Below are 23,957 nucleotides of genomic sequence, written 5' to 3'. Positions count from 1 at the left end.
CAAATAGCAGAAATTACTATGTCAGACAGACAATCATCACGGGCAGGGCTGGCACTGGCCTTTTTTTCCGGCATGCTCAGCAGCAGTTTGCCTACTCCTCTGTATCCCGTATACATTCGTTTATATGGATTCAGTGCGTCACAAATAATGACAGTATTTGGCGTATACGCCGCCGGCGTTCTGTTCGCATTATTATTGACGGCTAAAGTTAATATCAGGGCTGAGTTATATACCAGACCGATATATGCAGGTTTGGGGTGTGTACTGCTTTCAGCGATTCTTATGATGTTTGCAGATAATATTCTCATGCTTATTTCTGCCCGATTTATAACCGGATTGGGTTCCGGTATTTTAATGGCATATATTAACCGGTCATTGATTAAAACATTCGATACGGAGGTCAGTAACACGGCGGCACTGACTGCCGCAGCTTCATTAATTTTGGGGCAGGCTATCGGACCATTAGTCACAGGGAATATCGTACATCATCATTTTTATACCCTTAAAGCCCCTTACATTATCCTTCTTATTCTGGTGGTAATGTCTGTGGCCGGAGTCTGGAATAATCGTTTACAGATAAATAAAAGCCTCCCCCCGTACTGAATGTATCGAAAAAAATCACGGTTCAGACACCGGGGCTTACTTTGCGAGACGTTACCGTGTGCTGCATGGCCATATTTCTTTCATGGGCCATGGCCTCTACGTTTATGTCCCAGGGCCCCACTCTGGCACATAGCTATTTCCATATTACCAGCGTGCAACGGGTGAGCTACTCACTCTCTGCGTTTCTGGTTGTGGCGGGTATCACCCAGTTAATAATGAGAAAGAGGCACCACTATTCATCGCTAAGAACAGGCGTTACTGCCCAGCTTGCAGCTGTCTTACTCGCACTTATGAGTGTTTATGCAATAAGTCCCGGGCTTTTGTTCATTTCAGTCATGCTGGAAGGCTTCGCCTACGGGGCCATACTGGTCGGTGCGGCAACCATCGTCAATAGGGTGGCCAGACAGCGTCAGCGGGTACACATAATAAATCTGCTCTATATCGTGGGGTATGTCGGTAACTGGCTCCCGTTCTCCCTGAGCGTAATGATGGATCATGGGTCTCTGGAGATGGCGCTGACGGGCTATCTGATAATATGTTGTTTATTAGGGGGCGGTATTTATTTATCCACGTATGTTTCATCAAGAAAGCATTGTAAAGCGCCGGTCGGCGAATAATCAGTTCCAACATGAATATAAAGTAAAACGGAGCGTTTATAGCATGAAACGGGATGGTTCAATTATCCAGATGGGGGTGTATCAGTATCTCAAACCATGAATGGAAGACAGCCAGCCTCCGGGAGCGCTGACGGCGATGCGGATAGATAAAGGATACCGGCATGGAAGCCGCCCGGTAATCTGGCATGACCTCCACCAAATCCCCGGTCGCCAGCAGATGTTGCACATCGAAGCGGGGGATTTGTATCAGCCCAAGACCTGCCAGGCAGCAGGCAATATAGCTTTCTGCAGTGTTCACCGTAACCTGGTTGGGGATACTGACACTGTGTATGTGGCCGTCCTTTGACTGATACTCCCATAGCAACTCTTTACCCGTTTTGGATGAAATATAACCGATTGCCTGATGCCCTCCGGCAAGATCGTCCGGCTGGGAGGGGAGTCCGTGTTCGCTCAGATAGGCAGGGCTGGCGCAGTTGATGAGGGTGATGTGTCCCAGGGTACGAACGACCAGGCTGCTGTCATGCAATACGCCCACACGAATGGCGCAATCCACACCATCCTGGACCAGATCGATTGCCTTGTCCGATGACCCGAGGACCAGTTGTAACCGGGGGTGGCATCGCAATAATTCCGGCAGAGCCGGAGCAATCAGGCGTCGGGCAATGCGGCTCGGCACATCGATGGTAAGCTTCCCTGAAACCTGGTGCTGACTGAGCTGAAATGACTGGTCGATATCCTCCACTTCTGCCAGTAAAGGGCGTATACGTTCGAGTAACAGCTCCCCGTCAGCCGTCAGCCGCACCGTGCGGGTGGTACGGTGCAACAGTCTTACCCCCAGTTGCGACTCTAATTGCTGGATGGCGGCAGAAACGGAGGCTCGCGGCACAGAGAGTGCGCCGGCGGCCCGGACAAAGCTTCCCATGTCTGCTACCTGCGCGAAGATGCGATATTGGTTGAACCTGTCCATCTTTCCTGTCTCGTTGTTTTATAGGCTAAAAATCGCTATTGCTGTGTATCCCCGGCAGAGGGGGGATATTCCCTGATCCACGGAATATCCCCCTCTTTGTTTCAGTACGATATGCGCATGCCACCGGCTATTTAGTGGTGTAGCCGCCGTTAATCAATATTGTCTGGCCGGTGATCCACCATCCTTCGCTCACCAGATGACGGATAAAAGGCACCACATCTTCAATACCGGTCAGTCCCGTTTTGCTGAAAGGAGAGAGCGCGGCTGCAGTTTTATGATACGCCACAGCATCAGCGCCTTCTGCAGGATAAAAGAAAGGTGTATCCATCGGGCCCGGTCCTACTGCCGTGACCGAAATACCAAGCTCGCCAAATTCTTTGGAAGCCGCCCGTGTGTAATGCTCTACCGGGGCTTTCGTGCCCGCGTAAGCGGCATAATACGGCGTATAGGCACCAAGAAGCGAGGTGACGACCGTGCAGATTTTACCGTTATCGTTGAGATTTTTACCGGCTTCTTTGAGGAAGAAGAAGGCGGTTTTCGCGTTTACGGCTGCCATTTCGTCGTATTCAGTTTCGCTTATTTCCGCTATGGGTTTTTTGAGAACTTTGCCCACGGTGTTGATCGCGATATCCGGCTTGCCAATGGCGGCAATGGTATCGGCAAAGAGTTTTTCGACGGCGGCAGCGGTCGTCAGATCGGCCTGAAATGCCACAGCCTGCGCACCTGCGGCTTCGATGGCGGCCAGGGTTTCATCGGCATCTGTCTTTGAGGAGGTGCTGTTATAATGAATGGCGATGGCTTTCGCCCCCTGAGCGGCTAAGTCGCGGGCGATCAGTCCGCCGAGATTCTTAGCCCCGCCCGCGATGATCACAATTTTGCCTTTGATAGAATGGTCTGCCATGGTGTGCTCCTTAGGTTTCTGTCAGAAAGCTGAGTCTAGACATTAATCCCCTTGAAATAAGCACCCCAACGCCGAATAGACAATCCAGAAAATCCGACTAATTAAAGGCAGTCCGGCTCAGAGACTTTCCGCATCCTTCAGGGGGGAAGGATCGCGGCTGGCATAGATGCTGGCCATTTCTTCACTATTCGCCGTTCCCCAGGCACACAGCGGCATGATGGCTTCGGCCAGACTGCGACCGAGCGGGGTCAGTGCGTAGTCAACGCGCGGCGGGATTTCCTGATAATCAGTCCTTGCCAGTACCTGATCAGCCTCAAGATCCTTCAGTTGCTGGATCAGCACCTTATTGCTGACGCCGGCTATCAAACGCCTGAGCTCACCATAACGCTTCGGCCCGTCGCGCAGAAAAAAAAGAACCAGCGGCTTCCACTTGCCCGAGATGATACGCAGTGTTGTGTTCAGCCCGCAGCCGGTGCCGCAAATTTCAGTTTGAAATTGTGTTGTCATTTTAGGTGGTTACCAAAAGGTGCATACTTGACCACAGGTTACCACGGTCGCACACTGGCCCGCAAGCAAGCTGCTTACTGCTTGCGTACCACTCACCAGAAGGATTCATGACATGAACAGACTGAATGGAAAAACTGCCGTGATCACCGGCGGCGCGACCGGCATCGGCTTTGCCGCAGCAAAACGCTTCATTGAAGAGGGCGCTTTCGTCTTCATCTTCGGCCGCCGGCAGGAAAAGCTTGACGCCGCAGTGGCGGAACTTGGCAGTCATGCCCGCGGGGTGAAAGGCTCGGTTTCCGATGAGGCTGACCTTGATCGGCTTTATGCCGCCGTGCGGGCCGAACGCGGAACGCTCGACATTGTTTTCGCCAATGCCGGTGCAGGAGGACCGCTTCCGCTTGGCCAGCTCACCGCGGAGCATATTGACGAAACCTTCGAGACTAACGTCAAGGGTACGATCTTTACGGTACAGAAGGCACTGCCGCTGATGGGCCCGGGGGGTTCAGTTATCCTGACCGGTTCAAGCGCCGGCACCACCGGTGCCCCGGCATTCAGCGCCTACAGCGCGAGCAAGGCGGCGGTACGAAACCTCGCGCGGAGCTGGGCGGAAGATCTGAAGGGAACCGGTATCCGGGTAAATGTACTCTCGCCAGGCGCCACCGCGACCGAACTTGCCAGGGACGCACTGGGAGAGGAGGGGCAGAAAGCGTTCGCCGCGATGACGCCGCTCCAGCGCATGGCCGAACCTGCAGAGATCGGCGCGGTGGCGGCCTTTCTTGCCTCGCCGGACAGCAGTTTCATGACAGCCAGCGAGGTCGCCGTTGATGGCGGCCTGGCGCAACTCTGATATACCACGCCTGGCTGTTCGATTCGATCAACCGGAGCGGGCCAGACTGTATTCACCAAAGGAGTAAATATGACATACGCCATTATTGGCTTCGGCCAGATTGGACAGGCCCTTGCCAGGGCATTTGCCCGCAGCGGTATCGACGTATCCGTGGCGACCACACGCGACCCTGAAAGTTTTGCAGCCGATGCCGCCGCGATCGGACCGGGGATCATTGCCCAAAAATTGACGGACGCCGTCAGGGCAGACATCCTCTTTTTGGCTGTCCGTTTCGAGTCTCACCCGGATGTCGCGAAGGTGCTAGCGGACTGGAAGGGAAAGATCATCATTGATGTCACCAATGCCTACGGCATTCCTCCTGAGCAACTGGGTGACCAGCCTTCCTCCTGCGTAGTCGCGCAGGCTTTCACGGGAGGAAAACTGGTCAAGGGCTTTAATCATTTGGGCGCAGGTGTCCTCGGCCAGGATCCGGCGGTACAGGGTGGCAGACGAGTCGTTTTTCTGGCGAGCGACGATGAGGATGCAGCTGATAAAGTGGGTGTGCTTGCCGAAACTCTCGGATTCTCACCGGTCAAACTGGGCGGTCTTTCACAGGGCGGATTGCTTGTACAGGCACGCGGAAAGCACTGGGGGCAGCTGATTTTTAAGGACATGGTCAGGTTTGACTGACATATCCTGATTTGCCGCCGGTGCCCGGTTTCAATCGTGAAAGCAAAAAGCCCGCTCAGATGTCTGTAAGCGGGCTTTTCTGTCTTGAGTTCTTCTGACCGGGATGGCCTCTGCCCGTCATGGGTTGATAAATAAGCAACCTGATGAACCCTTATCTGTTAACCGGGCGGCTGCCAGCCCCCGCCGAGCGCCCTGAACGTCGCGACAGCGGCGCGTGCGGATTCTGTCTGGGCCTGCGCTCTGGCATCGGAAGCCTGTAACAGGGTCTCATCATTGTGAAGGACGTCCATCAGGCTGGCCGTTCCCTGCCGGTAAGCGATAAAAGATGACTGGCGGGCGCTGGCCAGGGCAGATTCTCCCCGGGTCAGCGTGGCTGTCTGTGTTTCACGATTGACCAGGGCGGAGAAGGCATTCTCGACATCTTCAGTCGCGCGTAATACCGACAGGCGATAGGCCGCGAGCGCCTCCTGTTCCTGGCCCTTCGCCTGCTCTATCTGAGCATTGATGCGACCAAAATCAAAGAGCCGCCAGCGCAGCCCCAGCACGCCGGCCGACTGGCTGGCACCGCCGGAGAACAGGTTGTTGCCTGAGACTGCCGTTGCACTGCCGAGCAGTGCCGTGAGTGAAAACTTCGGATAATACTCACTGACGGCCACGCCGATACGCGCACTTGAGGCGGCGAGATGACGTTCCGCCACGATAATATCGGGTCTGCGGCGCAACAGGTCGGCGGGTGTACCCGTTGAGGTTATCTGGGGTACCTGCGGTATGGCCCCCGGCAACGCTAACTCAGCCCGGTGGGTGCCGGGCGGCGTGCCGAGCATAACGTCTAATGCATTCATGGCCGCATCTATCCCCGTGCGCAGAACCGGTACGGTGGCCTCAACCTGTGCCAGTTCCCCTTCGGTCTGGCGAACCTGATACGCCGGCGCGAGTCCTTTAGCGTTCAGGAGCTGTACCTTTTCCAGCAGTTCCTGTTGCGTGCTGACCTGTTTATCCGCGATGGCCAGACGGGCCTGTAATCCGCGCAGGGTAATATAGATATCGGCAGTCTGAGCGGCGACAGCAAGGCGGGTCGCGGCGACGCCCGCTTCAGAGGCCTGATAGTCAGCCAGCGCAGCCTGGCGACCGCGTCGCAGCCCGCCAAAAACATCAATCTCCCAGCTTGCGTTAAGATCGGTTTCATAGCTATTGCCGTAGCGATTATAATCCGGCGTTGCGCTGAGAACCTGACCCAGCGGGGTTTCGGCTGACTGATACGCGCGTGCCGCTTGTCCGCTGATGTTCCCTGAGGGCAACAGCGCTGCTGTGGCCGCGCCCAGTCCGGCGCGGGACTGGTTCATCCGGGCAGTGGCCTGCGCCAGATCGAGATTCTGCGCGAGGGCGTCCGAAACGAACTGACTCAGCAGGGGATCGGCAAAGCCGTTCCACCAGACGGTAAAACTGGCGGGTGGGGATACGCTTCTCTCCCGGAGGGCAGGCTGAGTCTGATAGTGTTCCGGAAGTGACACCGCCGGGCGATGATAATCCGGACCGACGGCGCAACCCGCCAGCAAGCCGGTGCTCACCACCAGCGCAAGAGTACGTAGGGGGAACATTGATATACCTTGAGTGAGTTTTGAAGTGTGACTACATTACCAAATGGTCACTCGTTGTCAATCAGGGCTCAATTGAGCTAAGCTGGAAAAATGACTAAACAGACAAATGTACATCCCCCGCGGGGGCCTTCGGATCACAGCGTCCGCGATCAGGTTGTTGATGCGGCCACCGAGCATTTCGGGCATTTTGGCTATGAGAAAACCACGGTGTCCGAGCTGGCTAAATCTATAGGATTTTCAAAATCTTATATCTACAAATTTTTCGACTCTAAGCAGGCGATCGGTGAGGTGATCTGCAGCAACCGGCTGGCGATGATCATGGCGATTGTCAATTCAGCGATTGCAGATGCCCCGTCGGCCTCCGAAAAATTGCGGCGTTTATTCCGGGCACTGACGGAAGCCGGCAGTGATTTGTTTTTTCACGATCGCAGGCTTTACGACATTGCCGCCGTCGCGGCGCGTGATAAGTGGCCGTCGGCAGAAGCCCATGAAGAACGGTTGCGACAGCTGATTGAGGACATCATTGTTGAAGGGCGGCAGAGCGGGGAGTTTGAGCGAAAAACGCCGCTGGACGAGGCGGCGCATGCGATATATCTGGTCATGCGACCTTACATCAGCCCGGTGCAGTTGCAATACAATCTGGAAACGGCACCGGCAGCGGCTGCGCTTCTGTCCTCGCTGATACTGAGAAGTCTGTCACCCTGAATGGTGACTATTGACATTATTGGTCACTAGTCTGAAAATGCGGTTACTGTCCTGTTAAATCAATAAGGGAACCCATGCTCAGGCTTAATCCTGCCACCTTTGCTGTTTGCCTGTTGCCGCTTGCCCTTGCGGGCTGCGGTGACTCTTCCGGTACCGACGATCCCCGTACTCAGCCTCCTCTGGTCAGGTCTGCGACCGTAGTCAGTGCTGCCGGTGCCTCCCGCGCATTTACCGGCGTTGTTGTCGCCCGGATTCAAAGCGACCTGGGTTTCAGAGTGCAGGGCAAAATTCTTGAACGTCTGGTCGACACCGGTCAGACCGTCAAACGCGGCCAGCCATTGATGCGTCTGGATCCGGTTGACCTGAGCCTGCAGGCGCAGGCTCAGCAACAGGCCGTCGCGGCTGCGCGGGCCCGTGCAAAACAAACGACTGACGACGAGGTGCGCTATCGCGGTCTGGTCGCGGCCGGCGCCGTATCGGCATCGGCTTACGATCAGATAAAGGCCGCCGCCGACACGGCCAAAGCTGAACTCAGCGCGGCTCAGGCACAGGCCAATGTGGCGCAAAATGCGACGGGTTACGCCGTACTGCTGGCCGATGCCGACGGCGTGGTCATGGAGACGCTGGCTGAACCCGGTCAGGTGGTCAGTGCCGGGCAGCCTGTGGTCCGGCTGGCCAGGGCAGGGCTGCGCGAAGCCATCGTGCAGTTGCCCGAGACGTTACGCCCGGCGGCCGGAAGCGAGGCGCAGGCCACGTTGTACGGTACCGGTAAGCAGACAGTCCCTGCGAAACTGCGGCTCCTTTCCGATGCGGCGGATCCGGTAACACGCACCTTCGAGGCGAGATATGTGCTTGAGGGCGCACTGGCAAATGCGCCGCTGGGATCCACCGTTACGCTGCATATTGCAGACGATAAATTACCGGATCAGGTGATGCAGGTGCCTTTAGCGGCCCTCTACGATCCTGGCAAGGGGCCGGGTGTCTGGGAGATTTCGGGTAAGCCCGCCAAAGTGTCATGGCGGTCCGTTCAGGTACAGGGATTGGGTGACGATGCGGCGAGGGTGACCGGTTTCCTTAAGCCGGGTGAACAGGTGGTCGCGCTGGGTGCGCATCTGCTGCATGAAGGTGAGACCGTACGCATGGCTGAACAGAGCGATGCCAGCGTCGCCGGGAGCCAGCCATGAGCGGGGGGCGGTTCAACCTTTCAGCGCTTGCCGTGCGCGAGCGCTCAATTACCCTGTTTCTTATTATCCTGATTACGGTCGCGGGCATTCTCTCCTTTTTCGAACTGGGGCGGGCTGAAGACCCGCCGTTTACCGTCAAGCAGATGACGATTATCTCCGCCTGGCCGGGTGCCACCGCGCAGGAGATGCAGGATCAGGTGGCTGAACCGCTTGAAAAGCGTATGCAGGAACTGAAGTGGTATGACCGGAGTGAGACCTACACACGTCCCGGACTGGCTTTTACCATGCTGTCACTGCAGGACAGTACGCCACCTTCACAGGTGCAGGAAGAATTCTATCAGGCGCGTAAAAAGCTGGGCGATGAGGCTAAAAACCTGCCCGCAGGCGTCATCGGGCCGATGGTCAATGATGAATTCTCCGACGTGACCTTTGCGCTCTTTGCGCTGAAGGCGAAAGGGGAGCCACAGCGGCTGCTGGTTCGCGATGCGGAAGCGTTGCGCCAGCAAATTCTGCATGTGCCGGGGGTCAAAAAGGTCAATATCATCGGTGAACAGGCTGAACGTATCTTTGTCTCGTTCTCACATGACCGGCTGGCCACGCTGGGCATTTCGCCTCAGGATATTTTCTCCGCCCTTAACAGCCAGAACGTCCTGACGCCTGCCGGTTCGATTGATACCCACGGGCCGCAGGTCTTTATCCGCCTGGATGGCGCCTTCGACAAACTGGAGAAAATCCGCCAAACGCCCATCGTTGTTCAGGGCAGAACCCTGCAGCTTTCTGACATAGCAACGGTTGAACGTGGTTATGAGGACCCGGCGACCTTCATGATCCGCAATCAGGGTGAACCGGCGCTGCTGCTGGGCATCGTTATGCGGGACGGCTGGAACGGTCTGGATCTGGGTAAGGCGCTGGATGCGGAAACGGCCAAAATCAATGAGGGTATGCCGCTGGGCATGACCCTGACCAAGGTCACGGATCAGTCAGTCAATATCAGCTCCGCCGTTGATGAGTTCATGATCAAATTCTTTGTCGCGCTGCTGGTGGTGATGGTGGTCTGCTTCGTCAGTATGGGGTGGCGCGTGGGCGTGGTGGTGGCCGCAGCGGTGCCGTTAACGCTGGCGATCGTCTTCGTGGTGATGGAGGCTTCCGGCAAAAACTTTGACCGCATTACCCTGGGCTCGCTGATCCTGGCGCTCGGGTTGCTGGTCGATGATGCCATCATCGCCATCGAAATGATGGTGGTGAAAATGGAAGAAGGCTACGACCGCATCAAAGCCTCCGCCTATGCCTGGAGTCACACGGCGGCACCGATGCTCGCCGGTACGCTGGTCACCGCCGTCGGTTTTATGCCCAACGGTTTTGCCCAGTCCACCGCCGGTGAATACACCAGCAATATGTTCTGGATTGTCGGTATTGCCCTGATTGCTTCCTGGGTCGTGGCGGTGGTGTTTACGCCTTATCTGGGCGTGAAAATGCTGCCGAAAATCAAAACGGTAGAGGGCGGGCATGCGGCGATTTACAACACCCGTCATTACAACCGTTTTCGCCGGCTACTGACCCGTGTCATCGCGCGCAAGTGGATAGTCGCCGGTACCGTTATTGCCATATTTACGGTCGCTATCCTTGGCATGGGGCTGGTGAAAAAACAATTTTTCCCGACCTCCGATCGCCCGGAGGTACTGGTTGAAGTGCAGATGCCTTATGGCACCGCGATTGAGCAGACCAGTGCCACCACGGCCAAAATTGAAGCCTGGCTGAGAAAGCAGAAAGAGGCAAAAATCATTACGTCCTACATCGGGCAAGGGTCACCACGTTTTTATCTGGCCATGGCGCCTGAGCTGCCCGATCCGTCGTTTGCGAAAATTGTCGTGCTGACGGACAGTCAGGAAGCACGCGAGGCGCTCAAGTTCAGACTGCGTGAAGCGGCGGCCGGTGGGCTGGCACCGGAGGCGCGCGTGCGCGTGACCCAGCTGGTGTTTGGTCCGTATTCTCCTTATCCGGTGGCCTACCGGGTCATGGGGCCGGATCCCACCAGGCTGCGTGAAATTGCAGACCAGGTCGAAAAGGTGATGCAGGCCAGCCCGATGATGAGGACCGTCAACACCGACTGGGGACCACGGGTGCCGGCGCTGCATTTCACGCTCAATCAGGACCGCCTGCAGGCGGTGGGGCTGACATCGAATGCGGTCGCGCAGCAGCTTCAGTTCCTGCTTTCAGGCGTTCCGATCACCTCGGTGCGTGAAGATATCCGTTCGGTGCAGGTCATGGGGCGCGCGGCGGGAGATATCCGGCTCGACCCGGCAAAAATAGCGGGCTTTACCTTAGTAGGTTCTTCCGGTCAGCGCATTCCGTTGTCTCAGATCGGTGAAGTTGAGGTGCAAATGGAAGATCCTGTTCTGCGCCGTCGCGATCGTACGCCGACCATTACCGTGCGGGGGGATATTGCCGAAAACCTGCAGCCGCCGGATGTCTCCACTGCAATGACCAAAGCCTTGCAGCCGGTCATTGATAAGCTTCCGGCGGGTTACCGCATTGAGCAGGCGGGGTCGATTGAAGAATCCGGAAAAGCCACCCAGGCGATGGCACCGCTGTTTCCTATCATGATTGCCATGACGTTGTTGATCATTATTCTGCAGGTACGGTCGATGTCGGCCATGGTGATGGTATTCCTCACCGCGCCACTGGGGCTGGTTGGCGTGGTGCCCACGCTGCTGCTTTTCAACCAGCCGTTTGGCATCAATGCGCTGGTAGGCTTAATCGCGCTGTCGGGCATTCTGATGCGTAACACCCTGATTCTGATAGGGCAGATCCATCACAATGAACAGGAAGGGCTGGCGCCATTCGATGCGGTGGTGGAGGCGACGGTGCAGCGGGCCCGACCGGTGTTGCTGACGGCGATGGCAGCTATTCTGGCCTTTATCCCGCTGACGCACTCGGTATTCTGGGGCACGCTGGCCTATACCCTGATTGGCGGGACGTTTGGCGGCACCATCATTACACTGGTGTTCCTGCCGGCAATGTATGCCATCTGGTTCAGGATACGTCCTGACAATCAGCCATCTCAGTAAAGGCAGGTACTGGTATAAGCATCTGCGGATGAGAATCAGCGGATCGATAAGGTGAAGAAAAACGGGAGTAAAATACCCATTTTTCTTCAACCTTACTGAGATGATTTTTTAATCACGAAGGCAGAGTCCGCTCAGTTTTTTGACGATGAAAGTGGGTGAGTTTACGCCATTTAGTTCTGTACTAAGCTTGTAATTGATTATCCGGATAACGACGGGAAAGGAATATGCATAACACCGATCCGCAATTGATTATACTGCTCTGGTTCATTCTGCCTGTCTGGCTGGCGGCTGGTTTTTGCGACTGGCTATGTCACCGTGCGACGGGGATCGAGCGAACAACGGGTGTAAAAGAAACCTGGATTCATATTCTGATGTTTCTGGAGATGGGTTTACCCCTGCTCGCCGCTTTATTCCTCGACGTCAATGCGCTGATCATTGCCTTTATGATAGTGATGTTTTTTCTGCATGAAATAACCGCTTTGTGGGATGTAAGTTATGCGGTCAGCGCCCGTAAGGTTACGCCAGTAGAACAACATATTCACAGTTTCCTGGAAATGCTCCCTCTGATGGCACTGTTATTAATTATTTCCCGATACTGGAATGAATTCCTTGCCCTTATGGGCCTTAACGACGCGGCGGGGAGTTTTGATATACGGTTGCGTGCCGATCCTTTACCCGTTACTTATATCGTTGTGATTTTTTCAGGCATAATTTTGTTTGAGCTTCTTCCTTACCTTGAAGAGTATTTCCGTGGCAGAAGGTATCAGAAAAAACAATCCTCCTGAATGGCAAAATAAATGCAGCGGAGTTAATTAGTTTCTCCGTCTGAGATGAAGGCATTTAATTCTCTGGCGTCATGGCTGCAAAAGAAAGTAATTTCTTGATTATAGCGGCTAAACAGTTCCCGTAATTGCTGTTGGGTACGATGTCGGGCTCCGTTATCCACCGCCATCATCCACTGGTAAAAACGCAGGCCGGGTGTACAGCGGGGCGTTTGCAGGTCCATTTCGCCCCGATAGAACCAGGCATCACCCCCATGCAGCAGCCAGCCTTGCGGCTGGCTTACGGCAATGCCTGCATGCCCCCGCGTATGACCCGCCAGCGGCACCAGCAGGATTTCCGGTGGCAATCCTTGCAGAGCCGTAACCGCCTCGAAGCCGTACCATTTTTCTCCCCGGCATTGATAGCCTGTCCAGCCAGACATACCGCTCCACTGGCCGGGCCGGTAGCGCTCACGGGCCAGCCAGCTGTGTCGCTGCTGTGCAGTATCGATTTCAGTTTGCAGTAAATGTATGCGCGCAGCAGGGAAGTCCGTCAGCCCGCCCGCATGGTCAAAATCAAGATGTGTAAGGATAATGTGACGGACATCCTCTGCGCTGAACCCCAGCGCCTCTATGCGTGAACGGGCGGTCAGCGTCTCCCGTTTTTGAATATTATTCATCAGCCGGAAAAAGCCCGACAGCCGTTTTTCCGGCTGACGGATATCATCCCGCCCGAACCCTGTATCTACCAGTACCAGTCCGTCCCGGTCAGTTTCTATAAGCAGACAATGGCAGACCAGATGCGCATAAATACCTTTACTGAAACCATCAAATAGTGCGCCACCTACCGGGCACATACACCCGCAATTAAGATGATGAACTTTCATATATTGTCTCTTTCTCCCGAAATGACCGGAACGCCAGACCTTATCCTGCGGGTAAATAAAATGACGATGTCATTTTGAGTGGGGCGGTAACAATCCTGATTGACAGGTATTGCCGCAATCGTTAATTCATCATTAAATTATCTTCACAGTTGGGAATTTTTTATAAGAATAATCTCAGTGTGATTTATTATACGTATAAGCGAACAGTGTAACCTGCCCGTTGCTGTCAGCTTCTGGTACCCGCCAGCCCGGTAAGCTGCACTCTGGCAACGATCAGCGGATAACAGATAATTTTTTCGCAATTAGCTGACGAATTTTATTTAGCATCCACAGGGTTGCAGCATCACTGTCACGATTGCGATGCCATAACAGGGCGAGTTCAAAGGGCGGCATATGTACCGGCACAGAGTCTGACTGGAAACCATACCGCCGGCACCAGTCATCTACCAGCATCATGGGGACCGTGGCGAACAAGGGCATCTGACTGAGCATGAGCGGCAATGTGGAAAAGTGGCTGGAAACATAGCGTACTCTCCGTGCTACCCCTGCTTTTTCCAGGCTACTGTCCATCGCACTCTGACTGGCCCCCCGGTAGGAAATCAGCAAGTGTTCATAATGAACGAATTCCGCAACCGTCAGCGGTTTGGTTATGTCGATTTGTCTTGGGTCCCAGAGCGTTTTAAATCCGGCACACGTGAGCTTTTCCCGCCGCAAATCACGAGATGTTTCCTGCCCGACAGTGATGGATAAATCGACCTTGTTCTGCTCAAGCGCACTCACCACCTTCCACGGATCAGTGGCCACAGCATTGATCGAAACCTGTGGGGCTTCGCGCATAATCCCGGCCAGCAGATCCGGCATCAGCCAGTGCTCAATCCAGTCGCTCATACCGATATGGAAGGTTAACTTATCCTTTTCCGGATTAAAGCGGGGTGGATTGAGAACCACGGCCTGTAATTGTGCCATCAGGGGCGTCAGCGCTTGTATTAGCTCGCAGGTCCTTGGCGTAGGCATCATGCCCTGAGTCGTTCTCACAAATAACGCTTCGTTAAACATGCTGCGCAACCGCCTGAGGGCTGCACTCACTGCTGGTTGTCCAAGGTGCAGCCTGTGTGCAGCCTGGGTGACGTTGCGCTCTTCATACATCACGATGAGCACCACGAGTAAATTAAGATCTATGCGACTAAAATCATTTGGATTAATGAGGGTCATTATTTTAATCAATTTAATTAATTCACGAAGCGTGAGTATAGTTCTCTCATTCTGAGCGGACAAGCCGCCAGGCATTCGCGGCGATGTAATGAAGTGGAGGAATAAATGAGAATAACCGTAGGGCAATGTCAGGTTGAGAAAATAACGGAACAAACAACTTCCTTTCCCCTGAGGCAGCTATTTCCCGACCATATTGATGAGATGATAAATTATCCTGAAGATGCTGCGGTCGGGCTTTCCATTCATAGCTGGCTGGTGAAAACCCCGAAAGATATCATCCTGATAGATACGGCGACGGGAAATGGCAGGAACAGAGGGGGCATCCCTTTATTTGACCATCTTAACAGCGATTATCTTGAACGTCTGAAACAGACCGGGATCGCTGCGGAACAGGTCTCGTTAGTGTTAATGACGCATATCCATACCGATCACGTTGGCTGGAATACGCATTGGAATGAAGGCGAGTGGCAGCCCCTTTTTCCACATGCACGTTATGTTTGTTCGGCCCGGGAGCTCGCGAAGTGTCAGGCCGATCCTGGCAGGCAGGAGCTGTATCGCGACAGCATTCTGCCGCTGATAAAAAGCGGCCAGCTGGATGCTATCGACATTGAACAGTCGCCGTTATTTTCCGGCGTCTTGCGCTATATGCCAACGCCCGGTCACAGTGATGACCATGGCTCTTTACTCCTGGTTTCAGACCAACAGCACGCCATATTTACCGGGGATCTGATGCACCATGAAGTGCAGTTTGAACATCCGCATTGGAATTCGGTTTTCTGCGAAAATAAACCGCAGGCATCCCTTTCACGCCGTAAAGCAATCGACTGGGCATTAGAGCATCAGGCAATCTGGTTCAGTTCGCACTTTGCAGGTGCTTCTTTCGGCAGGGTCAGGTATGACGGGAGTCAGCGTTATCAGTGGCAAACGCCGGAGGAAGAATAATGTTCCGACAAGAGGATTATGCAAAAGCATCCGTCACTGAATTACTGCAAAAATTGCAGCATGGTGAGACTTGTGCAGCGGCGTTGACGGAGTTTGCACTGGCGATTATTGCTGAGCGCGAGCCCGCCCTGAACGCCATTACCTGGCTCTATGCTGATGAGGCAAGACAGGCTGCCATCGCGAGCGATGAAAAACGGCGGCGCGGCCATCCCTGCGGCAGGCTGGAAGGTATCCCTCTGCTGGTTAAAGACAATATTGATGTTGCAGGATGGCCGACAACGGCGGGATCAAAAGCGCTGCTGGGGATTATTGCGGACCATGATGCACCTCTGGTGAAACGTCTGCGTGAAGAAGGGGCAATCCTGTTGGGTAAAACGGCCATGCATGAACTGGCGGCTGGCATTACGGGCGCCTCATCACTGAGCGGTTATACCCATAACGCCTACCGACCGGGCTATAACCCTGGCGGCTCAAGCAGTGGTTCCGCGGTCGCAGTCGCAGCAGGTTATGTTCCCTTTGCTGTCGGTACGGATACAGCAGGGTCGGTGCGAATTCCTGCCGCTTTTAATCTGCTTTATGGCCTGCGGCCGACACGGGGCAGCGTTACGATGGCAGGCATTGTGCCGTTGTCTCCAACACAGGATATTGCTGGCCCGCTGGTACGCCATGCCAAAGATTTGCGGTGGGTGACTGAAGTTATGACGGGTAAAAGTTTCCCGCCCCGGGGGGAAAAATTACGTATTGGCTGGCTTGACAGTGCTTTTAACGATATCAGCGACACGAGCAGAAATAAAATGCGGGCCGCTGTGCAGAATATCGGTGCCGAAGTCGTAACGGTCGGTGTTACCTCTTTAGATTCGCTCGCTGAGGCGGCCAATATTATCGCTTACGAGTTTGCAGAGTCATTAAACGCATTTTTGAGTGCCAGACCGCAGGCCAGTTTTACATCGCTTCAGGAAATCGTGGCCGCCAATATTCACCATCCGCAACTTGACGCCGTATTCAGGGCGCGTGCAGAGCACGCCGGGACAAATAGCCCTGAATATCGTGGTGTACAGCAGCGGCAACGTGATTTCTATAATTTACTGAAAGCCTTGTTTGCCGACCACGATATCAATCTTCTCGCCTATCCGGTCATGCGTCATCCGCCGGTCAAACACGGAGAAACTCAAACGGGCAGCAACGCCTTGTTTGCAGCGACCAGCGGGACACCTGCGCTGACTTTTCCCGTAGGATTTGACGAACAAGGCTTTCCGCTTGGGCTGGAGCTTCTCGCCTTACGTGACAGAGAGGACTTACTGCTAAATGTATTCCTGAAGGAGCAAAACGGCGCGGCAGATTAACGCCTCTTCATATCCACAGTGATAACCTGTTATCACAGACAGACCTGCGCGCCATCTATAGGTAAAGCCTTTGCTCGTGGATCCTAAATATAATAGGTTGACAACAAGTTTCCATTATGAAAAACAGATTGAGGTCCGGCTAACCCGGAGCGATTCAGGCAGTATAATTATTCCATCGAATGATAAAGCCAGATTTCCCTAAATCCCTGAGACAGGAATTAAAGTGAGTATTTCAGAGAAACATGAATGGCATAAGAATGACTACCTGGTAAGTACAGACAGAGAAAAACTGGATGTACAGGCTATCCACCGGTATCTGACAAGGTCCACCTGGGCTAAAGGTATTCATCTGGATATTGTCTTCGCATCAATAGAAAACAGCCTTAACTTTGGCGTTTATCATAATGAAATCCAGATAGGTTTCGCTCGCCTGATAACCGATTATGCTACATTTGCTTATCTTTGCGATGTGTATATTCTTGAAGAATATCATGGAGAAGGGCTGGGAAGATGGGTTATGGAATGCATACATAATCACCCTGTGTTCGGGCAGCTTCGGAGGATCATGCTGTTCACAACAACAGCACCCTGGCTTTATGAAAAGTTTGGCTACGAGCCCGTAAATCGGGAAAACTATGCATGGACAATTACCCGACCTGATATTTATACCGATAGAAAAAAGCCTGGCTGACCAACACTCATATTCGGCTTATGTATCATTCAGTTCATATCCAGGGTAATCCCAGTCCGATGAGCTAAATTTTAAAAGGCTCGCCTAAGGCAACTTAAGCGGGCCTTTTGGCTTTCCCAGCCTGTCAGGCAGGTCACGTGCTTCTTTATCGCCAGCAATATGATCCTGAACCTATCCAGTGAGAAACATTGCTTGAATGTTCATCAGTGTCTGTTTATAAAAGCCCTCCATAGGGCTCGCGCTGACGCATTAAGCGGCTCCGGCGAGCGGAGAGGGTGAGCAGCTGTACATACGAAGGAAGTACGATGCTTTTGTCAGATTCAAGCTTTACAACAACCGCATATCAATCGTCATTTAAAGAATGAGCCGTCAGGTGTTTGTTTCTCTGGACGGGCCGAAGGGAGCCGGTAAAACCACACTGCTGGAAGCCATTACGAAAGTACTCAGGGCAGACAACAAGAAGGTGATCCGACTTTGCGAGAAAAAAAGCGATCCCAGCAGGGGGGAAACAATGGCCCTCGTGAACAGGTTCGTCAGAAATCCCACCCTGGATTTGGAACTGGAGATTTGTGAGCGCTTTGCTGACAGCCGTGCCTGGATTTCCCGGCACGTTCTGACTAAGCAGCCACCTGACAGCATTATCTTGATGGATCGCTGGTACCCGTCGGATGCTGCGTTTCGCCGCAGGGTTCCATTCGCACAGATTTTACAGCTTAATATGGAACGAAACGTGCGAGTGCCAGACCTGCATGTCGGGGTTGTAACTGCGCCTGATATTTCATGGGCGAGAGCCGCAGCCCGAACACGCGGGCTGAGTAGTACGGTGATTCATAAGCTGGAAGAGCATGTCGCTTGTACCGAAGCGTTCGAGCGAGAAATTGCACATCAGGGCTGGGTTTTATGCCGTAATGAAGGAACGATCGAAGACGCAACGAGGCAGGTGATATCTGAGATCTACAGAGTGCCGGGATGCCCCGCTGGCACTGGTTTTGCGGGCAGCGGTTCCTGACCGGCTCCTTGCTGTGAGTTCAACCGATCGATGCAACGCTATCGCAAAATTTCGGCATCTTATGCCAGTGAGTATCTTAATTTCTAGTCAACCTTTTCATCTTAGGAGTGAGTAAATTGAAAACCGATTGGCATAGCTCATCACTGACCAGTACCACCAGCATTGATAAAAACTATAAAAATACACAAAACGTTCGTCGTTTCATGATTAAGGAGTGTGGTGAAGATTTTCGATTCGATCGTGAATTTATGATGTGGATACGTAATGATGATCCAAAAACTTTGGGTGATGTTGTAAATGAGTGGAAGCGCAGACATTCGTTTTAATAAACCAAACCAGCTCCTCGCTCATTGCTCATTGCAGTCCCTTGGTGTTGCTTCAGTAGCGCTTTACCAGAAGCGGACACGGCTGGCTATCATCATGGTGTGTTAACCGATGGCGAGCAGGTTAAAGGTCGCCTGTTTGTTATTCTTTTCGTTCGACTTTGCAAATGTGTTCTGAGGATCCCGACATGACCACCTTTCATCAACTTACCGCCACCAGTCTGGGTGGTCAGCTTATCTCTATGGCCGACTACGCTGGCAAGCTGGTTGTGGTGGTGAATACCGCCAGCCATTGTGGCTTCACACCACAATACGCAGGCCTTGAAGCGCTCTACAAGAAGTATGCTGCACAGGGGCTGATGGTGCTCGGTTTTCCCTGCAACCAGTTCGGTAAGCAGGAACCCGGCGGTGCCGACGAAATCGCACAGACTTGTCACATTAACTACGGAGTGAGCTTCCCGATGTTTGAGAAAGTGGAGGTCAACGGAACTGCTACGCACCCTGTGTTTAGGTATCTGAAAAACGAATTGCCCGGCGTGCTGGGTGGACGGATCAAGTGGAACTTCACTAAGTTCCTGATCGGACGCGACGGCAAACCGCTCAAGCGTTTTGCTCCGATCTCCACCCCGGAAAAAATGGAAGCCGTAATCCTTACTGCGCTTGAAATCTGAATATTCCTGTCATCCGAACAGCCCGCTCTTAGAGAGCTTCCGACAAATAAAGAGAATGGGCTCTGTACAAAAATTTATTGAATTTGCAGATCGCTATAACTGTATATCTTGCCTTTCTAAGCCTAATGATTTGGCTAAAGAAATAGCAATTGCCAAAGCATGGATTGTTACTGAGGTAGTCGTACTGCTTAATGAACGGCAGAAAAATGATTTTCATTTCTATCTCAACGGGTACAGAGAAAATCTTCCCGCCTGGTTAGATAACACTGTAAAAATGCTTTGATGTTCTCAAAACCACTGATCTGCTAACGATGCCGGTTTTACTATGAGTAGCGATATCCGCTCTTCGCTGTGAGTTCAATCTGACCGCTTTGTGCCAAAAGCGGACATGATGAACCAAGGCCTACGGCATCCGAAGTGCGTAGCGCCATACCCCACATCCAACACCATCAAGTGAGCGCTTTGCAATTCCAACATTTTGGTTATGTAATACGTACGCATAGCCAGAGTCAGCAAATGCTACAAAGCAATAAGCATGATCAAATTCATGCGGCTCTGATTTAGGTCCACTTATACAAATATCTCCTAGTTCCATATTGCTACGATCGTCTATACGCGACCAATTATTGGCAACAGCCCATTCTGAAAAATAGTCGACATTGACGGCGGCAGGGGAATCCAAATCAGGATATGGAAAATTGCACAACTTCAGACAGCTAACTAAATGTGCAACACAACCATTGTGGGTAGGGCTACCGTTATTTATAGGGGCGAACCACCTCAAAACTTCATCCCTAACATCACCATAATTGGAAGAAAAGAATGAGACAAAGGTTTCTGCCTTCCCATTTTTTTGATTGGATAAAATGTTATCTAATTTCAATGATTCGCTTGTTGAAATTAAATTTGTTTTTTCACCAAATAATTCTTTGCCATAAGACTGTATTGTTTCGAAGTTTACAGTTATCTCGAGATTTGCAGAATTTTTAATAATTTCATAACTGACTCCATAATCTATCCCGCTAACTATTTTTCCATTCTTTCCCCAAGGGTTAACGCCAAGAGATTCGACTGCAGAGATCGATGCCTCACCGATGATTTCTTTTGGTCCAGTATCTGCATAAATAGCATAGATGGAGGCGTTTTTATAACTCAGCCTTGCAATGTCACCTAGCGAAATCTTAATTCCAGTAACCTTAAACCAATTACTAGGAAGTACAAAATAGGGTATAATTCGAGCATTGACAAACTTTCCTTTATCTTTCCACCCATTTTCATGACTTAGGCTTGTCTGTAAAGTGCCAAATTTTGGATCAATAATTTCAGCGTCGGAAATGATTAATATATGACTATTGTCTAACACCTCAACTGTTGGTGCGTTTTTATTATCATATCCATTTGACCATTTTTGATTAATCACCTGTTTCATTTTACGCTCCTAATATTTAGTTTTATGGAATGATTGCTATTTTTCACACTGGCCGTCATAAAATCCATGAAAATAATTTCCATGCCCTTGGGTGTATATCTCGTAAAAATGATTGAAAAAATTAAATTATGGACATGTCTTTCAAGTGAAAATATCGATTTAAAAACCACTCTTTTAATCTTACAAAATAAAACACAAAAATTAAACTAAACATGAATCTTCTACTCCCCCTGCGGGGCATCACCTAAAATCTTACATATAGATACTGCCATTTGTATATTTTGAGCAAGAATTATTTTATCCTCTTCATTTTTTGACTTATTCTCATAGTTATTAATAGGTAATGGTCCGTTGTTAAGGCTGGCTATTTTTGGGGATATTTCTTTTTGTTTAGAGAATGCATCAGCTAAAAGCTTTAAATCAGGCGTTTTAAGATCGATAGAAGATTGTTTACTATCAAGTTCAAAATAAATATCATCCAAAGCATTATTAATAGAAGGGGTTAGAATCCTGGCGATATCGCTATGGGTATCAAACTTTATTAACAAAGATTCATTCACAGTTCTTTCATTAAGCTTTCGGTATATGCACTGAACTTTTTTCCTTGCTACACTATAATTTTGAATCTGGGAGTCATAATTATAGTGCTGAGCAGCCATTCCTCCTCCAACAGCAGCACCTCCGCTATATAATGCAGTCGTTAAAGTACCGCTTGCTGCGGCAATAACTGACACAATTGAACCAAGGTAGCCAAAATCAGTATAGGCATATTTCTGAGACTGTAATTTATGTGACTTTTGACTCAGTTCTTCACCGTAGTCGTGTACATTTTTTACAAGTGCATCGTAGTCTGCATTTAAAGTAATACCATGATAGTTACCTGGCTTAGGTACGGATACAGGATAAGGGTTTGTGCAAGCAAAAAGAAGTGTGCAAATAGCAAGGGTAAATGTTCTCATGCTAATCCTTACACTGCGTAGTATTGTAATAGAAAATCTAGTTAATGAAATTCTGGCATAACAACGTAGTAATTCAATACTACGCGGTAATTTTTTATAAAATTTATTGATACTGTGCACAATTCATAGTATCTGCAGTCACCTAGTAATTTAGCTATATCTTCAACCGAATAAATTCACAACAAACCTCTATCATCGTCAGCGGCGAGTTAACTTCCGCTTCACGCCCTGAGACATTCGACAAGTTTTTTACGGCATCAGTAAGGGCGATTTTCGCTCTTCCAGTGCCAGCAAATATTTCGCTTCGTCATAGCGGATTCTGGTCTTCCAGCAGTGGTAAATGATCCTTAGCCATTTGAATGCCAGAGCCCGGATCGCGGATTGATGAGATTTTCCCTTTTCTCGCTGCCCCTGATAATACAATTTGGCCCAGTATGATGAGTTAACCGTCTTGGCAGCCCATTCAACAAAGGTCTGCCTGACGAACTTCGCACATTGCCATCGCCAGTGAACCCAGGATTTCTGGCCACTTCGTTCTGTCACCGGTGCAATACCTGCGTAGTTTTGAATTTCTTCAGCGCTGTTAAACCGGTCTCGGTTATCACCCAGTGCAGCAAGCATACGTGGGCCCATGCCCGGAAGTGATTTGAACAGCCCCGCATCTGGCAATGTGTCAAACAGCGTTTCGATTCGTTCGTCATAGGTTTTGATGATTTCACTCACGACTTTAATTTGTGTCGCCAGTGCGGTTGCCATCAAAGCATTAGCCTCTATAACACTCGGGTCTGTCGTCAATGGGATCGCGTTATCAATACTCGCTACACGCTGCTCGGTAAGGGCTATTGTGCGACCGCCTTTGGCATTCAGAAAGTTGCGGATCGTGTCGCGCCTGGCGCGTTTCAGTTGTTGCAGACTGGGCCACCGGATAATCAGCTCACACAATAGTAAGCTACCCCGATGTGAGAACCACTCCAGTGGCTGAGGGTAATACTGTTTAAGCGTGTTGATGAGCCGATTTACAAAGCGACGCTTGTCTTCGACCAGCAGTCGGCGCTGCTCAACCAGTTGCTGGAGTAACCGGATATCCGCATTGTCGGGTTCAATGGCTTTTATCTTTTGGGGATAGCGTAGCATTAACTCTAATGCTAACTCGGCATCCTGCGGATCATCTTTAGCGCCGCTGGGCGAAAAGGCTTGCCGGTAACGAGCCAGTGACAAAGCGTGGACGGGGAAAACGGTGATAAACGGATATTTTTGAAGAGCATATACCACGGGGCCCTTCTTCAGCTCAAGGGCGATAGCTATTTTGCCTTTCACCTGTTTGTGCAACGCGTTGAGCCAGGCATCAAGCGCTTCTGCTGTATGTTCAATCACATCGAATACGCGTTCACCGTTTTTAAACTGAACACAGACATCGTGTTTTTTATCCGCCCAGTCCAGACCAACATGAGCAGCAAACTGATCTATCGCAATCATAACCAACTCCTCTTACCGGGGATTGGTATGCATTCCACGCTCTTCGAAAGAAATATAGCCAGCAGTTTATCTGCATGCCCTGAGTATTCGTTAGCGAACGTGGAGCACCTACTGGCTCGAAAGAAAAGCGGCGATCATCGCATGATTCTCGCTCAATATTCGTAAGCAGTAAGCGCATACCCTGAATCACTTCAAAGTGTAATTCTCAGGGTGCGAATGACTATATCTCGCTCTTTGCGGATCTGTGCAAGTTACCTTCTGGTGCATATTTTACGTTTTATTGCGCTCGAACAGAGGCTTCATTAATTGGAAAAATGGAAAATTAAATTTATGGCTAAGATCCAATACAACCTAACCCGTGGAAGCGATGTCATCCGTGATGGGATGTACCTCGAACTTTTTGAGGCTGGAACATCCCCGCTCCGGCAAATTGCTGAAGTCTTCTATTCCGATGTAACTCATGTGACCTGCCCCCAGGATTAGATACAACCGTCAGTTAGTAATGTCGGTTTGTTTACCTTCACATTTTCCATTTCGCCACCGTGCTGCAAACTCTGATGGCGTCAGATAATTCAGTGCCGAATGTGG

Annotated in this window: 24 protein-coding genes; 15 read left to right on the top strand and 9 right to left on the bottom strand. The window is 51.5% G+C overall.

What is annotated here, in order from left to right; genetic code table 11:
* Positions 1-18: 18 nt before the first annotated feature.
* Both EVX52_RS17920 and EVX52_RS25325 read left to right on the top strand, forming a co-directional pair.
* Positions 19-603 carry an MFS transporter gene (locus EVX52_RS17920; RefSeq protein WP_129991795.1) on the top strand — a complete coding sequence of 195 codons (585 nt, stop codon included), beginning with the start codon at positions 19-21 and terminating at the stop codon, positions 601-603.
* A 65-nt stretch (positions 604-668) separates the two neighbouring features.
* On the top strand, positions 669-1,220 hold the full coding sequence (locus tag EVX52_RS25325; protein WP_165385188.1) for a hypothetical protein: 552 nt from the start codon (positions 669-671) through the stop codon (positions 1,218-1,220).
* Positions 1,221-1,278: 58 nt separating this feature from the next.
* On the opposite strand, the gene EVX52_RS17910 is transcribed toward EVX52_RS25325, so the two are convergent.
* The 3 genes from EVX52_RS17910 to EVX52_RS17900 form a co-directional block, all read right to left on the bottom strand.
* A complete protein-coding gene (locus EVX52_RS17910; protein WP_129955516.1) occupies positions 1,279-2,187 on the bottom strand; it encodes a LysR family transcriptional regulator in 909 nt (302 codons plus the stop codon).
* 127 nt (positions 2,188-2,314) lie between these two features.
* Entirely contained in the window at positions 2,315-3,088 is a 774-nt protein-coding gene (locus tag EVX52_RS17905) for an SDR family oxidoreductase (RefSeq protein ID WP_129991793.1), read from the bottom strand.
* A gap of 117 nt (positions 3,089-3,205) precedes the next feature.
* Positions 3,206-3,595, bottom strand: a complete 390-nt coding sequence (locus EVX52_RS17900; protein ID WP_129991792.1) for a helix-turn-helix domain-containing protein — start codon at positions 3,593-3,595, stop codon at positions 3,206-3,208.
* A gap of 112 nt (positions 3,596-3,707) precedes the next feature.
* Between EVX52_RS17900 and EVX52_RS17895 the strand changes: the two genes are divergently transcribed.
* Positions 3,708-4,442, top strand: a complete 735-nt coding sequence (locus EVX52_RS17895; protein WP_129955519.1) for an SDR family NAD(P)-dependent oxidoreductase — start codon at positions 3,708-3,710, stop codon at positions 4,440-4,442.
* A 69-nt stretch (positions 4,443-4,511) separates the two neighbouring features.
* Entirely contained in the window at positions 4,512-5,111 is a 600-nt protein-coding gene (locus EVX52_RS17890; RefSeq protein WP_129955520.1) for an NADPH-dependent F420 reductase, read from the top strand.
* A gap of 158 nt (positions 5,112-5,269) precedes the next feature.
* On the opposite strand, the gene EVX52_RS17885 is transcribed toward EVX52_RS17890, so the two are convergent.
* Positions 5,270-6,709: an efflux transporter outer membrane subunit gene (locus EVX52_RS17885; RefSeq protein WP_129991791.1), complete on the bottom strand. Its 1,440-nt coding sequence runs from the start codon at positions 6,707-6,709 to the stop codon at positions 5,270-5,272.
* A gap of 90 nt (positions 6,710-6,799) precedes the next feature.
* Here EVX52_RS17885 and EVX52_RS17880 point away from each other — a divergent pair, with 90 nt between their 5' ends.
* From EVX52_RS17880 to EVX52_RS17865, 4 genes are all read left to right on the top strand, one after another.
* Positions 6,800-7,414, top strand: a complete 615-nt coding sequence (locus tag EVX52_RS17880; protein ID WP_129955522.1) for a TetR/AcrR family transcriptional regulator — start codon at positions 6,800-6,802, stop codon at positions 7,412-7,414.
* Positions 7,415-7,488: 74 nt separating this feature from the next.
* Positions 7,489-8,598, top strand: coding sequence for an efflux RND transporter periplasmic adaptor subunit (locus EVX52_RS17875; RefSeq protein ID WP_129991790.1), 1,110 nt, complete (start codon positions 7,489-7,491; stop codon positions 8,596-8,598).
* Positions 8,595-11,666 (top strand): efflux RND transporter permease subunit, encoded by a 3,072-nt coding sequence (locus tag EVX52_RS17870; RefSeq protein ID WP_129991789.1) that lies wholly within the window; start codon positions 8,595-8,597, stop codon positions 11,664-11,666. Before EVX52_RS17875 ends, EVX52_RS17870 begins: the two co-directional genes overlap by 4 nt.
* Positions 11,667-11,890: 224 nt before the next feature.
* Positions 11,891-12,451: a diguanylate cyclase gene (locus EVX52_RS17865; protein ID WP_129991788.1), complete on the top strand. Its 561-nt coding sequence runs from the start codon at positions 11,891-11,893 to the stop codon at positions 12,449-12,451.
* Between the two features lie 23 nt (positions 12,452-12,474).
* On the opposite strand, the gene EVX52_RS17860 is transcribed toward EVX52_RS17865, so the two are convergent.
* Together EVX52_RS17860 and EVX52_RS17855 are read right to left on the bottom strand one after the other, a co-directional pair.
* A complete protein-coding gene (locus EVX52_RS17860) occupies positions 12,475-13,314 on the bottom strand; it encodes an MBL fold metallo-hydrolase (protein ID WP_129991787.1) in 840 nt (279 codons plus the stop codon).
* Between the two features lie 273 nt (positions 13,315-13,587).
* Entirely contained in the window at positions 13,588-14,679 is a 1,092-nt protein-coding gene (locus EVX52_RS17855) for a LysR family transcriptional regulator (RefSeq protein WP_240783485.1), read from the bottom strand.
* 48 nt (positions 14,680-14,727) lie between these two features.
* Between EVX52_RS17855 and EVX52_RS17850 the strand changes: the two genes are divergently transcribed.
* The 7 genes from EVX52_RS17850 (at position 14,728) to EVX52_RS17820 (ending at position 19,788) form a co-directional block, all read left to right on the top strand.
* On the top strand, positions 14,728-15,468 hold the full coding sequence (locus EVX52_RS17850; protein WP_240783484.1) for an MBL fold metallo-hydrolase: 741 nt from the start codon (positions 14,728-14,730) through the stop codon (positions 15,466-15,468).
* Positions 15,468-16,811, top strand: a complete 1,344-nt coding sequence (locus EVX52_RS17845) for an amidase (RefSeq protein ID WP_129991785.1) — start codon at positions 15,468-15,470, stop codon at positions 16,809-16,811. The genes EVX52_RS17850 and EVX52_RS17845 overlap by 1 nt, the downstream gene beginning before the upstream one ends.
* 223 nt (positions 16,812-17,034) lie before the next feature.
* Complete coding sequence (locus tag EVX52_RS17840; protein ID WP_129955529.1) at positions 17,035-17,502, top strand: GNAT family N-acetyltransferase; 468 nt, start codon at positions 17,035-17,037, stop codon at positions 17,500-17,502.
* Between the two features lie 361 nt (positions 17,503-17,863).
* Positions 17,864-18,511: a dTMP kinase gene (locus EVX52_RS17835; RefSeq protein ID WP_129991784.1), complete on the top strand. Its 648-nt coding sequence runs from the start codon at positions 17,864-17,866 to the stop codon at positions 18,509-18,511.
* Between the two features lie 116 nt (positions 18,512-18,627).
* Entirely contained in the window at positions 18,628-18,837 is a 210-nt protein-coding gene (locus EVX52_RS17830; protein WP_129955531.1) for a DUF6434 domain-containing protein, read from the top strand.
* Between the two features lie 185 nt (positions 18,838-19,022).
* On the top strand, positions 19,023-19,505 hold the full coding sequence (locus EVX52_RS17825) for a glutathione peroxidase (RefSeq protein ID WP_129955532.1): 483 nt from the start codon (positions 19,023-19,025) through the stop codon (positions 19,503-19,505).
* 55 nt (positions 19,506-19,560) lie between these two features.
* Positions 19,561-19,788, top strand: a complete 228-nt coding sequence (locus EVX52_RS17820) for a hypothetical protein (RefSeq protein ID WP_205952691.1) — start codon at positions 19,561-19,563, stop codon at positions 19,786-19,788.
* 120 nt (positions 19,789-19,908) lie between these two features.
* Here EVX52_RS17820 and EVX52_RS17815 read toward each other — a convergent pair whose 3' ends face one another.
* The 3 genes from EVX52_RS17815 to EVX52_RS17805 form a co-directional block, all read right to left on the bottom strand.
* Positions 19,909-20,934: a glycoside hydrolase family 75 protein gene (locus EVX52_RS17815; protein ID WP_129991783.1), complete on the bottom strand. Its 1,026-nt coding sequence runs from the start codon at positions 20,932-20,934 to the stop codon at positions 19,909-19,911.
* A 221-nt stretch (positions 20,935-21,155) separates the two neighbouring features.
* Entirely contained in the window at positions 21,156-21,893 is a 738-nt protein-coding gene (locus tag EVX52_RS17810; RefSeq protein ID WP_129991782.1) for a hypothetical protein, read from the bottom strand.
* A 249-nt stretch (positions 21,894-22,142) separates the two neighbouring features.
* Complete coding sequence (locus EVX52_RS17805) at positions 22,143-23,369, bottom strand: IS110 family transposase (RefSeq protein ID WP_129991781.1); 1,227 nt, start codon at positions 23,367-23,369, stop codon at positions 22,143-22,145.
* Positions 23,370-23,957: the final 588 nt, after the last annotated feature.

The sequence above is a fragment of the Rahnella sp. CFA14(1/10) genome (assembly GCF_004195095.1).
In the GTDB taxonomy this organism is placed as follows: domain Bacteria; phylum Pseudomonadota; class Gammaproteobacteria; order Enterobacterales; family Enterobacteriaceae; genus Rahnella; species Rahnella perminowiae.
Note: the sequence above shows the minus strand (reverse complement) of the source record. Positions and strands in the feature narration are given on the sequence as shown.

Coding starts and splice junctions, on each gene's coding strand:
- EVX52_RS17920 (WP_129991795.1), top strand. CDS start 19: ATGTCAGACAGACAATCATCACGGGCAGGGCTGGCACTGGCCTTTTTT.
- EVX52_RS25325 (WP_165385188.1), top strand. CDS start 669: ATGGCCATATTTCTTTCATGGGCCATGGCCTCTACGTTTATGTCCCAG.
- EVX52_RS17910 (WP_129955516.1), bottom strand. CDS start 2,187: ATGGACAGGTTCAACCAATATCGCATCTTCGCGCAGGTAGCAGACATG.
- EVX52_RS17905 (WP_129991793.1), bottom strand. CDS start 3,088: ATGGCAGACCATTCTATCAAAGGCAAAATTGTGATCATCGCGGGCGGG.
- EVX52_RS17900 (WP_129991792.1), bottom strand. CDS start 3,595: ATGACAACACAATTTCAAACTGAAATTTGCGGCACCGGCTGCGGGCTG.
- EVX52_RS17895 (WP_129955519.1), top strand. CDS start 3,708: ATGAACAGACTGAATGGAAAAACTGCCGTGATCACCGGCGGCGCGACC.
- EVX52_RS17890 (WP_129955520.1), top strand. CDS start 4,512: ATGACATACGCCATTATTGGCTTCGGCCAGATTGGACAGGCCCTTGCC.
- EVX52_RS17885 (WP_129991791.1), bottom strand. CDS start 6,709: ATGTTCCCCCTACGTACTCTTGCGCTGGTGGTGAGCACCGGCTTGCTG.
- EVX52_RS17880 (WP_129955522.1), top strand. CDS start 6,800: ATGACTAAACAGACAAATGTACATCCCCCGCGGGGGCCTTCGGATCAC.
- EVX52_RS17875 (WP_129991790.1), top strand. CDS start 7,489: ATGCTCAGGCTTAATCCTGCCACCTTTGCTGTTTGCCTGTTGCCGCTT.
- EVX52_RS17870 (WP_129991789.1), top strand. CDS start 8,595: ATGAGCGGGGGGCGGTTCAACCTTTCAGCGCTTGCCGTGCGCGAGCGC.
- EVX52_RS17865 (WP_129991788.1), top strand. CDS start 11,891: ATGCATAACACCGATCCGCAATTGATTATACTGCTCTGGTTCATTCTG.
- EVX52_RS17860 (WP_129991787.1), bottom strand. CDS start 13,314: ATGAAAGTTCATCATCTTAATTGCGGGTGTATGTGCCCGGTAGGTGGC.
- EVX52_RS17850 (WP_240783484.1), top strand. CDS start 14,728: ATGATAAATTATCCTGAAGATGCTGCGGTCGGGCTTTCCATTCATAGC.
- EVX52_RS17845 (WP_129991785.1), top strand. CDS start 15,468: ATGTTCCGACAAGAGGATTATGCAAAAGCATCCGTCACTGAATTACTG.
- EVX52_RS17835 (WP_129991784.1), top strand. CDS start 17,864: ATGAGCCGTCAGGTGTTTGTTTCTCTGGACGGGCCGAAGGGAGCCGGT.
- EVX52_RS17825 (WP_129955532.1), top strand. CDS start 19,023: ATGACCACCTTTCATCAACTTACCGCCACCAGTCTGGGTGGTCAGCTT.
- EVX52_RS17820 (WP_205952691.1), top strand. CDS start 19,561: ATGGGCTCTGTACAAAAATTTATTGAATTTGCAGATCGCTATAACTGT.
- EVX52_RS17815 (WP_129991783.1), bottom strand. CDS start 20,934: ATGAAACAGGTGATTAATCAAAAATGGTCAAATGGATATGATAATAAA.
- EVX52_RS17810 (WP_129991782.1), bottom strand. CDS start 21,893: ATGAGAACATTTACCCTTGCTATTTGCACACTTCTTTTTGCTTGCACA.
- EVX52_RS17805 (WP_129991781.1), bottom strand. CDS start 23,369: ATGATTGCGATAGATCAGTTTGCTGCTCATGTTGGTCTGGACTGGGCG.